The organism is Methylorubrum populi, from assembly GCF_002355515.1.
In the GTDB taxonomy this organism is placed as follows: Bacteria; Pseudomonadota; Alphaproteobacteria; order Rhizobiales; family Beijerinckiaceae; genus Methylobacterium; species Methylobacterium populi_A.
Genome location: NZ_AP014809.1, coordinates 72112 through 83761 on the forward strand (window position 1 = coordinate 72112; position 11650 = coordinate 83761).

At 58.8% G+C, this 11650-nt stretch carries 10 protein-coding genes and 1 pseudogene; 5 read left to right on the forward strand and 6 right to left on the reverse strand.

The window, feature by feature from the left end:
• Nucleotides 1-277 precede the first annotated feature (277 nt).
• Nucleotides 278-1354 (reverse strand): linear amide C-N hydrolase, encoded by a 1077-nt coding sequence (locus tag MPPM_RS00370; protein WP_096482867.1) that lies wholly within the window; start codon nt 1352-1354, stop codon nt 278-280.
• Nucleotides 1355-1750: 396 nt separating this feature from the next.
• On the opposite strand from MPPM_RS00370, the pseudogene MPPM_RS28755 reads away from it, so the two are divergent.
• A pseudogene (locus tag MPPM_RS28755) lies at nt 1751-1903 on the forward strand (transposase); the annotation flags it as partial.
• The gene (locus tag MPPM_RS00375) at nt 1870-2850 is read left to right on the forward strand and encodes an IS3 family transposase (RefSeq protein ID WP_244573583.1); all 981 of its coding nucleotides are present in this window, start codon (nt 1870-1872) and stop codon (nt 2848-2850) included. The pseudogene MPPM_RS28755 and the gene MPPM_RS00375, both read left to right, overlap by 34 nt.
• 413 nt (nt 2851-3263) lie before the next feature.
• Here MPPM_RS00375 and MPPM_RS27700 read toward each other — a convergent pair whose 3' ends face one another.
• Nucleotides 3264-3929 (reverse strand): hypothetical protein, encoded by a 666-nt coding sequence (locus tag MPPM_RS27700; RefSeq protein WP_157914055.1) that lies wholly within the window; start codon nt 3927-3929, stop codon nt 3264-3266.
• Nucleotides 3930-4102: 173 nt separating this feature from the next.
• Here MPPM_RS27700 and MPPM_RS00380 point away from each other — a divergent pair, with 173 nt between their 5' ends.
• Both MPPM_RS00380 and MPPM_RS00385 read left to right on the forward strand, forming a co-directional pair.
• Nucleotides 4103-4309 carry a hypothetical protein gene (locus tag MPPM_RS00380; protein WP_096482871.1) on the forward strand — a complete coding sequence of 69 codons (207 nt, stop codon included), beginning with the start codon at nt 4103-4105 and terminating at the stop codon, nt 4307-4309.
• A 74-nt stretch (nt 4310-4383) separates the two neighbouring features.
• Complete coding sequence (locus MPPM_RS00385; RefSeq protein WP_157914056.1) at nt 4384-7044, forward strand: DNA polymerase type-B family protein; 2661 nt, start codon at nt 4384-4386, stop codon at nt 7042-7044.
• A 54-nt stretch (nt 7045-7098) separates the two neighbouring features.
• On the opposite strand, the gene MPPM_RS28635 is transcribed toward MPPM_RS00385, so the two are convergent.
• Both MPPM_RS28635 and MPPM_RS28640 read right to left on the reverse strand, forming a co-directional pair.
• Nucleotides 7099-7422, reverse strand: coding sequence for an IS1 family transposase (locus MPPM_RS28635; RefSeq protein WP_053622179.1), 324 nt, complete (start codon nt 7420-7422; stop codon nt 7099-7101).
• Nucleotides 7374-7802: an IS1/IS1595 family N-terminal zinc-binding domain-containing protein gene (locus MPPM_RS28640; protein ID WP_083461089.1), complete on the reverse strand. Its 429-nt coding sequence runs from the start codon at nt 7800-7802 to the stop codon at nt 7374-7376. Before MPPM_RS28640 ends, MPPM_RS28635 begins: the two co-directional genes overlap by 49 nt.
• Before the next feature lie 273 nt (nt 7803-8075).
• On the opposite strand from MPPM_RS28640, the gene MPPM_RS00395 reads away from it, so the two are divergent.
• Nucleotides 8076-8987: a hypothetical protein gene (locus MPPM_RS00395; RefSeq protein WP_157914057.1), complete on the forward strand. Its 912-nt coding sequence runs from the start codon at nt 8076-8078 to the stop codon at nt 8985-8987.
• Nucleotides 8988-9327: 340 nt separating this feature from the next.
• Here MPPM_RS00395 and MPPM_RS00405 read toward each other — a convergent pair whose 3' ends face one another.
• On the reverse strand, nt 9328-9798 hold the full coding sequence (locus tag MPPM_RS00405) for a hypothetical protein (RefSeq protein ID WP_244573429.1): 471 nt from the start codon (nt 9796-9798) through the stop codon (nt 9328-9330).
• Between the two features lie 307 nt (nt 9799-10105).
• A complete protein-coding gene (locus MPPM_RS00410) occupies nt 10106-11488 on the reverse strand; it encodes a transposase (protein WP_096482882.1) in 1383 nt (460 codons plus the stop codon).
• Nucleotides 11489-11650 lie beyond the last annotated feature (162 nt).

The following is an 11650-nucleotide window of genomic DNA, read 5'->3' on the forward strand; positions in this document are numbered from 1 at the left end:
ACTGGACAGTCCACCTTGTAGCTAGGTGCGCTACGGGCCTAATAGGCGGCTGCGCCGGTGGGCGGCTCAGGGGTGAGACGCTGGACCGCGTCTCGTGGAGGTGCGGACATCAGCGCCTGTCGCCATGGCCTCCCGTCCAACGGCCTCGTAAATGTCCCGCACGGTCCCTTCGTCTACGCCGAGCCCGCGAGCGAACTCGTCTGGGCAGCGGGTATCGCCAAGAACCAAGCGTCTACGATCCCGGTATGAGGCTCGTGCCGCCATCCAGGACGCCGCTCTATCGCGGCAGTCCGGCAAAAGGAAAAGGCTTCGCCTCGCGATAGGACCGTGTCGCATTCCCGGCGAAGACGTTGGCCTGATCGACGCCGAGATCGAGTTTCAGCACTTTTCCCGTTTCCTTGGAGAAATCGATCTCGTTCAGGTCGGTCCAGAATGTGTTGGGTGAAAGCGCCGATTCGAAGAAATAGAGGCGGCGCTTGTGATCGAAGACCGTGCGCCAACGTGTGGAGGATATTTCCGGTTGTTCCGACGTCGAAAGCCCGAGCGGCACGGAAACATTGCGTATGATGCCGTAGACGCTGGCCAAGAGATGATCCGAGTCTCCATCCGGCGGGATCGATTTGACGTAGAAGGAGGCGCGGGCGAAGCGATCGGACGCACGGTTCGTACCAGGCAGCATGACCGTTCCGCCGATCTGCGACCAGTAGGATGCAAGGGCAAGCTGCTGTTCGTAGGTCGGAGAGTTCGTCATAACTTGGTATTGACGTCCATGATGGATGACCTGCTTGCCGTCGATATATTCGATGATTGCACTGTCTCCGCTGGAATCGGACAGGGACATATGGACGTTTGCTATGACCTGGGTGCCGGGAATCGTGCTCGTCACGAGGGTGAAGGGGTGCTTCTCAAGGGCGGCAACGGCTTCATCGACAGTCGCGAAGTTGTCGAGAGCGTATTGCGCCCAGACTGAGATCGCCAATCCAGGCGGACCCTTGCCGTCGAAAGCCGGGTACTGCGACTCTTCAAGCCAGAGCACATTGGCCGTAAGGCCCTCTTCGTTGGCGCCGTCCGAGGTTGAGTTGTCGAACGCTGTCGCGACCAGGGATCCATATTTCGACGTCCACCGGATCGAGTTTGGCCCGACTTCACCATTGCGCGCCATCCCGCGCGGCAGGATGTAAAGGTCGGTTCCGATCGGTGTTTCCCAGTCCATCGATCGGGCCGTGAAAATCTTTCCGTCTCGTCCGAGGTAAACGAAGCGGGAGCAGGCGCCTGCGGGTTCAACAACGCCTTGAAGCGTGGCCCAGAATGCCACCACCGACAAGAAAATTCTGATTGAAAAAATCCATGTCATTGCGACATATCCTCATCAAACTATTGTACTGTAGTGCATGTTTGCAAAATTATATTTCGTTCATGGGTAAATTTTAGGGATTTAGTTGAGGTCTGCTCTCAGGCAGCCGGGTCGGTCCCCGAAATGATAGGTGTAGGCCGGCGCTGACAATCATGGTCCCGCAATTTCCTGCAATGACTTGAATCAAAATTATGTTGAGATGGCTTCAAAGCTTTGCTTCTCAGAGCCTGTCCGATAAGTGTGTGCTGTGGGGTTGAGTGGTCGGGATGGCGGTGTTTCCGGAAGGGGGCTGAAGCCTGACCTAGAAGTGACATGAGTGACGTCCCCCCATCGCTTTGGTCCGGCGTGAGTGCGAGTTTTCCGGTTTCGTGAGCCCCTGAGGGGAGGAGCAGAGCCGTGAAGAAGAGCAGGTTCACCGAAGAGCAGATCGCCTTTGCACTGAAGCAGGCCGAGACCGGGACACCGGTCGCGGAGGTGATGCGCCGGATGGGCATCTCCGAGCAGACATTCTACCGCTGGAAGAAGCTCTACGGCGGCTTGGGCACGGGCGAGTTGCGGCGGCTGAAGCAGCTCGAAGACGAGAACCGCAAGCTCAAGCAACTCGTGGCCGATCTGAGCCTCGACAAGCACATCCTGCAGGACGTGCTCGCAAAAAAGCTCTGACGCCTGCTCGGCGACGCGAGCTCGTGCACCAGGTTCAGGAGGCGCACGGGGTGAGTGAGCGGCGCGGCTGCGCCGCGCTCGGCGTCGGCCGGTCGGGCGTCCGCTACCGCTCGACCAAGCCCGATCAGGCACCGCTGCGGATGCGCATCTGCGATCTGGCCAAGAGCCGGGTGCGCTATGGGTACTTCCGGATCTACATACTGCTGCGCCGGGAGGGTTGGCGGGTGAACCATAAGCGGGTTCACCGTCTCTACCGGGACGAGGGGCTGAGCCTGCGGCTCAAGCGGCCGCGCCGGAACGTCAGCGCGGCACACCGTGAGCGTCAGCCTGCTGCGCTCCGGCCGAACGAACGCTGGTCGATGGACTTCGTCTCCGACGCGCTGTTCGACGGCCGCCGGCTGCGGGCCCTGACGGTCGTCGATGCGTTCACGCGCGAGGCTCTGGCGATCGAGGTCGACGAGGGCATCAAAGGCGAGCAGGTCGTGGCTGTCGTCGGCCGCTTGGCGCTGCTGCGCGGAGCACCGCGCGCGATTCAGGTCGATAACGGGCCTGAGTTCGTCTCGAAAGCACTCGACCGCTGGGCCTACGAGAATGGTGTCACGTTGGACTTCTCACGGCCCGGCAAGCCGACCGACAACGCGCTGGTCGAGTCGTTCAACGGCCGGCTGCGCGACGAGTGCTTGAACGCGAACTGGTTCTTGTCGTTGGCCGACGCGAGGAGCAAGATCGAGACGTGGCGGCGGCACTACAACGAGAGCCGTCCTCACACCGCCCTGGGGTGGCGAACGCCCCAGGAATTCGCCCTGGCGGCGGCCCTGCAGGCCGCCGAATGAGATCCGGAAGCTCACCTTTCGGCCGGACCAAAATCCGGGGGACCGTCAGTGCTCCGTGAGCCCCCAGTAAACTGTTACGCCCGCACGACAATTTTTCGGCTGCGCTAGCTCTGTACTAGGAATTAAAGCCGAAAAACGCAGAGGACAAGGCAAAGAAAAAGCCCCGCTAAGTGCTTAACGGAGCTTGGAAAAATGATGGTAGCGAGGGAGGGATTTGAACCCCCGACACAAGGATTATGATCTGAACGCGAGCACGGCTAAGTCATTGATAGGATAGGGGGCGCCAAGGTGCTGCGCTAGCACTGCGCTAAGGGGAACTGATACTCTTCTCCACATTGCAGGCGCCGCCTGCGGGTAGCTGATTCCGGAATAAGTTACGGCAGTCAGATCCAAAGAGCGGAACACAAAGGTGTTCACCAGCACCATTGAAGCTTAAAATATACGGCATCAGACACTTTCGCGAAGGAAATTAATACTTCTTCGGCATCGGGCACCATCATCGGCGGCGCACTCAAGTTATCAAGGCACCAATTTCGTACTTCATCTGAGAACACGTCAGATTTTGGGCCAACCTTAAGCGTCAAAGTTTCCTTATCATATTCGCTTTGCTTGAGATAAATTTCTTTTTCTTTCTTCGAACTTCTAGCAGAATTCTTCGCGCCCTGAAGTCCTTCAAAATTTTGAAATGGGAGCTCTTCGATCCGTCGATCTGTCAATACTTCCAGAAACGAAGAAACAAGTGCCTTGCCGTGATCCGTAATGATAAGAGACTCTGATCGCGTGCCCGAAAGTCCTGATCTTGCTTCTACCAACGCTAATCCCTCTGGATCTGAAAGAGCTCCCGCAAGTCGACTCGCTCTCGAAGGACTTTTATCGAGCACCTTCGACACTTTTGTCACGTCTGGAAGACGTACAAGGTCATTACCCCAGCTAGTAAGAGCCACTACTAGTAGAGCTTTGAAGCCCTCGACAGTGATATCAGGCGCCGCTGCCTCGAGGAACCTAAACGCTGAGAGGAGATCACTTAGTGTCTTCTTGGCTTCTTCCTGTGTCAGTACGTTCGGCTTTTCCTGGGTCATGGCACTGTCGCATCACTCTTCGTTCGTCTCACTACCCTATGCGCCAGGACGACGCCAGCCTACGTAGTCATGTCAGCAATATGCTGTGTTGGCACATTGCTGACTTGTTGATATGTCGGAGCTGCCTCAGAGTGAGGCGGCGGCTCAAGGTCGCCCAACCGACAGGAGTGACGATGACGGAGAAGAAGAAGAACTCGAAGTGGGTGGATGCTGGCCCCAAAGGCATTTTCCGAATTGACGAGGTCAAAGTGGCTAAGCCGTTAGACGGCAAGGTAGCAATCATCGGAACCAGCGGAGCCCTGATCGCCTCCGTAGAAGAGGACGATGTTGGCGATCTCGGCGTATTCTATCAAGATCTAAAATCGAGATTGATGGACTAAATACCCGAGATATCAACTAAATCGCATCTATGAAGGGGCGTTTCGGCGCCCCTTTTCGTTGCAGGAGCAACCTAATGCCAGCTGAATCAGGGATCAAACGGTGTAACTCTACCGTTGGGGAATCATCGTCGTCGACTTACACCTCAAAGGCGGCCAAGCTGCGCCACCGGTTTGCCCGAGGCAAGAAGCCTCGCAGCCGGAAGTACGACGGGCCGCCGGTTTATATGGCCGTCGACGCCGAGTGGGAGACGCTTGAGCGTGAGCTCGGCATCGACCGAGAACGAATCCATCTACTGTCTCTGCAGTTTAAGCTCGAGTGTGGCGGGCGCAGCGTTTCGGAGCTGTTCGTCGTCGATAGCGCGAATCGTAGTGCGCGGACGAGGTTTGCATCCGCGATCCGGTTGATGCTGAAGAAGGCTCGGAAGGCCGGCGTGATTACGGAGTGGCCGGATCGGATCACGGTGTTTGGCCACTTCCTTCGGGCCGACGTAACCACTTTTTTCGACTTTTGGGCACGAAAGGACGAGTTCGACTCCATCGGGAAAACGTTCACTGCACGATCTCTTTCGGTCGCACTCGGCGAAGAGGAGCTGCCCGAGCTCGCTGATCGTAAGCGCACGCAGCACAAAGAGGCGCTGATCCTTCCTGGCGACGACGGCATGCCGGAGCTGATCCGAATCCGTTTCGTCGATACCCTGCTCCTTACGCCGGGCCGTGCAAGCTTGGACACGGTCGGCCAGTTTCTCAGAATTCCAAAAGCTGAGCTCCCATCCGGTTACACCAAAGACCAGATGCGCAAATTTTATCGCGAGCGGCCCGAGGAATTCAGAGCGTATGCCATGCGGGATGTCGACATCCCGCTTGCCTTCGGCATCCGTATGGCTGAGTTCGCTCGCGAGAACGGGTTGAGGGATTTACCCGCGACGTTAGCTGGGTTTGGTCCTGCTATGTTGCGCCGTCAGGCAACCGAAGACGGCGTCGACCTGAATAGCGCTCTCGGGCTGCGCGTTGAGAAACGTACCCTGTTCTCCGAACATACCCGTCGATACCGCACGGTAAAACAGCTTGCCTCGATCACCTCTCGGCAGCTGTTCGAGGAATTTGCGGCTGCGGCTTACCTCGGTGGGCGTAATGAGTGTTTCTTCTGCGGTCCCACTCCCGAAGGTGTCTACTACGACTACGATCTTCCTGCCGCATACACCACCGCAATGTGTGCGATTCGGCCTCTCGATTACGAAGGCATACGTACGTCGAAAAACCTCGACGATTTCGGAGTCGGTGTCCTCGGCTTAGCGCATGTTCGATTTCGCTTTCCTGACGGGACGCGCTTTCCGGGCCTGCCGGTCCGGACCGATCATGGTCTCTTGTTTCCGCTCGAGGGCGAGAGCGTGTGTGCATCGCCCGAACTGGTCCTTGCACGGCAATTGGGAGCGGAGATTGAGATCGTCAACGGACTTATTATCCCCTGGGCAAGCGACGAGCGCCTCTTCGAACCATTCACAAGGATGGTTCAGACGCGCCGACGTGAGGCGCAAGCCGTCTATGGAAAGGGATCTCTTGAGGATAAGCTTTTCAAGGAAATCGGTAATAGCCTCTACGGAAAGACTGCGCAGGGTGTACATCCGAAACGCGTGTTCAACTCTCGAAAAGGCTTCACCGAGGAGCTACGGCCGTCAGCGATCACAAACCCATATTTTGCAGCCTATGTAACCAGCTTCATTCGGGCTGTCGTAGGCGAGCAAATTGCTGGCGTGCCTCCAAATCGCACGGTGATCAGCGTCACCACTGATGGCTTCCTGACGGATGCTCCTCTAGATGAAATCGATACCTCTGGTCCCCTTTGCGCGGCTTTTCTAAAACTTCGGCAGAGGCTGTTCGGTGAGGACGTTATTCTTGAGGAAAAGCATCGTGTCCGGCAAGTCGTGGCTATGCGGACGCGTGGTCAGCTGACGGCGCAGGGTATCGACGGTTTCCAAATTGTCCTTGCGAAGGCCGGCGTTAAGCCGCCGGCAGAGGCTGAGGACCAGAACGAGTACATGCTTGATCTTTATCTGGAGCGGCAGCCAGGGCAGCAGCACGCCTACAAATCTTTGATCAGCACCCGCGAAATGTGGGTCACTGAGAGCGACATGACCAGCATTCTCAAAGAGTCACGATTGAATCTCGAGTTCGACATGAAACGCCGACCGGGGCGAGCACATGAAAGGGAAATACGTGGTCGGCAGCATCTCGCGTTCAGCACGCAGCCTTGGCGTAGCGTTCAAGAGGCGCTGGAGGTTCGTGCACGGTTCGATGGCTGGCGCAAGGGAGCGCTTGGTACCGGTCGGGTTCTGAAAACACTCAAGGACTATGACGACTGGGTCACTTACTGCGAACAGAGCGCTCGCATCGGTTCGCCAGGGCGGGGCATTGGCCTTCGACGCGACGGGACTAAGGGCGCGTTGAAGCGACTGTTCCTGCGTGCGTTCGTCCGGAATGAATGGGGTGTATTTAATGAAGGTTGGACATACAGAGCACTCGCTGATCTCCTAAATGAGAAGGGTATCAAGGCGTCCAAAACAGACGTGAGTAACGCGGGTCGCGACAATGCTCCGCTAGTAGAAGTTAAGCTTAAATGTGACAGCGGCGCTGTGCAGTTCCTTCAGGTGGTTCTTGAGCAGTTTCCAAGCTTCGAGCTGTTTCGTGTGTTCGATGCTGAGGAATTGGAAAAGGCTCGGGATGTACTCCGCAACTAATGTTTATATGCGAACATGCTCAAGATACGCCGCAAAGCACTGGAATTGAGGGTTTTAGGTTAGCATAGAGAGCAGGTCGCTGATCCTGCAGTTTCCGGCGAAACGGGCGAAGAGGGCGAGGCTGACGTCCACCATGCGCTTGGCTTTCGAGACCACGATTGAGCGGCGTCGAAAGCGGGCGAGCCAATGCCGCTGCCGGGCGTTGTCCCGCTCGATGCTGTGGGTCTCGTCCTTGCCCGTATAGTGCTGCCCGATCGGCAACAGCGCGGTGTAGGCAGCGTAGGCGTCCGTGCAGTAGAGCCGGGTGCGCCAGCGCTGCAGCCGTTGGATCAGGCGCTCGCAGGTGGCCTTGTCACGACCGCCGCATTCCCAGTCCACCAACTGCCCTGAAGCACGATCCCAAGCTTTCCAGATCCAGAGCGGCTCGGACTTTTTTTCACATAGTGCCACATCTCATCAAGCTCGATCACCACCGCCCGGCCTTCCGGCTCGGGCTTGTGCGCGTAGGCGGCGGCGAACTGCTCCAGCCAAGCCTGGATCGTCGGTGTCGAGACACCGAGCAGCTTGGCGGTGCGGTTCATCGACAAGCCGCTGACATACAGCAGGACCGCGGTGGCCTTCATGGCCAGCGGCTTGCCGCGGGCGGGCGTGTCGGTGAAGTTCAGGCCACAGGCCTTGCACCGATACCGCTGCTTGGAGCGCATCAGCCCATTTTTGACGTGCTCCTCACTGCCACAACGCTTGCACTGCAGACCCATGACCCACCTCCCGCCGAATGCGCTCGGCGAGGAAGATAGGTCATCTATGCAGCCCTAAAACCCTCCTGGAATTTGTTGGCGTGTCACAGGCCTTGTGATTGGCAGATCACATTGAAAAATCAGGCTGGGCAATCAGAGTCTACGTAAGACTATGGCATGCGAGCCAAAGGCTCGCATGCCATGCCTTTCCGCCGATCTAATCGGTGGATTTGGTCGGTATATTAGCGAAGGGGCTCATTGCTAAATACCTCAGGTTCAACTGGAGAAAGCCTGATGTCGTATTTATCCATGAAAGAGTTTCGCGCTGCCCTGATCAAGCTATTTGAGCCTTGGGAACGTCGTCAGATTCGATGGCTGAGCCCAGGGATGCACGAGCAACGCACCCGGGTACTTGGGGCGCTGGGTATGATGCACCCGCTGTACGAGCGTATGGAAGCCTGCGGCACCATGGACGAGGGCCGCTGTAACATAGTGACCTGCGGCGTGCCCTTGTGCCCGCGCTGCTTCATGCGCCGACGTGGTATGGAAACGGGTCGTGCGTTGAAGCAGGCGTTCGCTGGGGTGCCGAACGACCAGCTGGCGTTCCTTACCCTCCTGTTGCCGCCGACGCTGGATCTGGGCTCCGTAGATGGCTCTATCGCGGTAACCAAGCGCCGGATCCGGAACATGGTCGCCTACCGACGCGCTCAGGACCCACGCTGGAATGCCGTGCAGCTGACTGGTTGGTGGGAGATGGACCGGGATGACTTCGGTGATCTACCCGGGTTTGGCCGTAACAAGCGGATCGCCATGGAAGCTCTGGGATGGCCGCTGTTCGCACCTCGGGACGACTCCACCGTGTGGCGTCCGCATCTGCATGGGATCGTGGCATTGGGCCGGGTGAGCCGGGAGGAGTTCGCCGAAGCTCTACGAACCACGGGGCACGGCGCTCCGTATCAGGTGGATCTGCAGGCGTTCGACGCGCACCGAACCGTCGTGAAGAACATCAAGAGCGTCATCCGGTACGCTTTGAAATTCCGCATCGAGACAGATTTCAAAGCGAACGGCAGCGCCTCGGTTGATGTAGGTGGAGATGTTGTTGCTCGTAGCTGGTGGAGCAATAAGGACATCAGGTCGTATTCGGAGTGGTTGATGTCGAGAAGAGGCGGGTTCGAGAGGATCAGGTTCGTAGTCAGGTCTTGTTAGACATAATAATCATGACTTTTACATACATGATACTAACTAGCTTATTGCCTGTCATGGCCCATTAGTTGCTGTTGAAAATGAGTGACGCCAGCACGTTGCCGTGAGCGATCGTACGCTGGTGTGCGTCCTTCGTGGTATCCTGTTGAGGGTCATAGAAGCCGAGTGTCCTACGGCTCGCATCCAAAGCGCGCTGCTTCCCGTTCGACTGTGTCTCGATATATCCGAGCGTTCTTTGATAGCGGTCTTTGATCGTCTCTGTGCTCATCGGGTCCCTCGGATAGTATGGCTGAACCGGGTGTTTCGGGCAGCGCGGGCGGCGACTACCCTTCTCAGGGTGTGGCTAAGCCGCCTTGGACCGGCGCTTGGCCATCATCACGCCCTGTGCAGCCAAGGCGTCCATCAGCATGGGGTCTAGCTCTCCCGCTCGAACCGCGGCGATAAGTGAGTCGATCAGGATAGGCAGCTTGTCGAGCGTACCCACGTTGATCGCGGGCTTGCCCGGCTGCAGTTCGAGAAACTTTGCGCCAAGACCGATGCGCATCACGAACTGATATGCGCCTGCCTGATCCTGGTAGAAGTTCTTCCGGACGCGGCGCGCAACTTCCGTGCGGATGCGTTCGCCATCTGCATTTGTCCGGAGGGCAATCCGCTTCGGCGGCTGGTAGATTCGGCCCTCAAGGCCAGCCGTTGCGAGTTCCCGCTGCTCGGCCAGTTGCTCCAGCAGCCTGCCACGGGCGCGCGAAAGTGGATCCGCGGCGTTCACTGCAGGCGTAGCTGGGCCAAGTTTCAGTGTTTTGAGTAGACCGCTCACTTCCGCCTCCTTCATCGCGCTCGATGAGCTGCTATGCGGAGACGGTAATGCCGCTGTTCTACCGATCAACCTAATTGTTCGCCCCTCTTGTTACCGCTGGTCTTTGGCCTTAATGCAACGTGCGGCCGCTATGTCTTATCGCTTGTGGAGATGAGGTGTTGTTATGCGCCATGTTTCAGGCTGTGGCATCTGGCCGGAGAGCGGACCTTCGGCAAAGCGCCGATTTCGTTGAAAAACTCGCGGTCTAGTTGGATCGGGTGCAGGTCGGACGAGCGCGGCGGCTGGATGAGAGGGTGGCCCCGGCCGATCAGGCCGGGCTCGGCTGCGGCACCGGGATCAGCTTGGCGAGCTTCCTGAGGTTCTGGGCTGCCGCGGCGAGGTGGAACTCGTCCCGAGCCCCGTTCGGCCCCCGTAGCCGGAGTCGATCCAGCTTCAGGATCCGCTTGAGGTGGGCAAACAGCATCTCGACCTTCTTGCGCTCCCGCCGTGAGGTGCGGCCCTCCTCCGAGGCACAGATGTCGCGCGCCATCTGCCGAGCACCTTCGTGGATCGAGCGGGGGATCTTGCGGGCGGGTGCGTTGGGACAGCACCGAGGCTTCAGGGCGCAGGCGTCGCAGTCACGCTTGCTGGCGTGGTAGCGCATCATCCCATCCGCATCGACCAGCGGGGGCGGCGTCCGGTAGACCTTTTGGCGTTGCCGCAGCGGTTTGCCGGCCGGGCAAGTGTAGACGTCGGCTTCAGGGTCGTACGTGAAGGCTGACCGGCTGAAGGTGCCGTCGCTGCGCTCGGACTTGTCGAAGACAGGGATGTGCGGCTCGATCCCACGCTCGTGCACCAGCCAGGCGAGGTGTTCGGCCGAGCCGTAGGCGCTGTCCGCCGCAAGCCGCGCCGGCCATAGCCCAAAGCGATCCTGCGTGCGCGCGACCATGGTACGGGCCGCCCCGACCTCCGCCTGCCGGATGGCGCGGCTGGCCTCGACGTCGACGATCACGGCGTGGTCAAGGTCGATCAGGTAGTTGGTGGCGTAGGCGAAGAAGGCATGGCCCTTCATCGCGCCCGTCCACTGCGCCGCCGGGTCGGAGCGGGAAATAAACTTCGGCGTGCTCTCGCTTGCGGCTCCCCAGGCAGCCTCGTCGAGGGTGTCGAGGTACTCGCGCACCGACCGGCGGGTCCGGGCCAAGTCGTCCCAATCGACGGACTCAGAAGCGTCCGCAGAGCGCTGCTTGTTGGCGTCGGCTCGGATCAGGCTAGCGTCAACCGCGAAGCCCTCACCACCCACGAGCCCCGCGTCGATGCAGCGTTGCACGGTGATCTCGAACACCTCGCGCAGCAGGTCGCTGTCGCGGAAACGGCCGTGGCGGTTCTTCGAGAAGGTCGAGTGGTCGGGCACCGCGCCTTCCAATCCGAGTCGGCAGAACCAGCGGTAGGCGAGGTTGAGGTGCACCTCCTCGCACAAGCGGCGCTCGGAGCGGATGCCGAAGCAGTAGCCGACGAGCAGCATGCGGATCATCAGTTCGGGATCGACCGAAGGCCGGCCCGTCGTGCTGTAGAAGGGCCGCAGGTGCGCGCGCAGGCCCGACAGGTCGACGAAGCGATCGATGGCGCGCAGCAGATGGTCGGCGGGAACGTGGGTATCGAGCGAGAACTCGTAGAACAAGGCACCCTGCTCGACTTGCCGAGGTCCCATCATCTGCTTTGATCTCCGTCTCTCGACAGGAGTGAATCACCTCACGATTACCGCCGCAACACCCGAGTTTTTCAACAGAATCCGCCCAAGCCAGTCGTTCGCAGGGGTTCGATGGCATCTCCAAAGCAGACATGGCGGGTGCCGATACCCGTATTCCCGCTCCAC

What these genes read in the sequence shown, in the direction of transcription:
- MPPM_RS00370 (WP_096482867.1), bottom strand. Translation starts at nt 1,354, where the DNA reads ATGACATGGATTTTTTCAATCAGAATTTTCTTGTCGGTGGTGGCATTC.
- MPPM_RS27700 (WP_157914055.1), bottom strand. Translation starts at nt 3,929, where the DNA reads ATGACCCAGGAAAAGCCGAACGTACTGACACAGGAAGAAGCCAAGAAG.
- MPPM_RS00380 (WP_096482871.1), top strand. Translation starts at nt 4,103, where the DNA reads ATGACGGAGAAGAAGAAGAACTCGAAGTGGGTGGATGCTGGCCCCAAA.
- MPPM_RS00385 (WP_157914056.1), top strand. Translation starts at nt 4,384, where the DNA reads ATGCCAGCTGAATCAGGGATCAAACGGTGTAACTCTACCGTTGGGGAA.
- MPPM_RS28640 (WP_083461089.1), bottom strand. Translation starts at nt 7,802, where the DNA reads ATGGGTCTGCAGTGCAAGCGTTGTGGCAGTGAGGAGCACGTCAAAAAT.
- MPPM_RS00395 (WP_157914057.1), top strand. Translation starts at nt 8,076, where the DNA reads ATGTCGTATTTATCCATGAAAGAGTTTCGCGCTGCCCTGATCAAGCTA.
- MPPM_RS00410 (WP_096482882.1), bottom strand. Translation starts at nt 11,488, where the DNA reads ATGATGGGACCTCGGCAAGTCGAGCAGGGTGCCTTGTTCTACGAGTTC.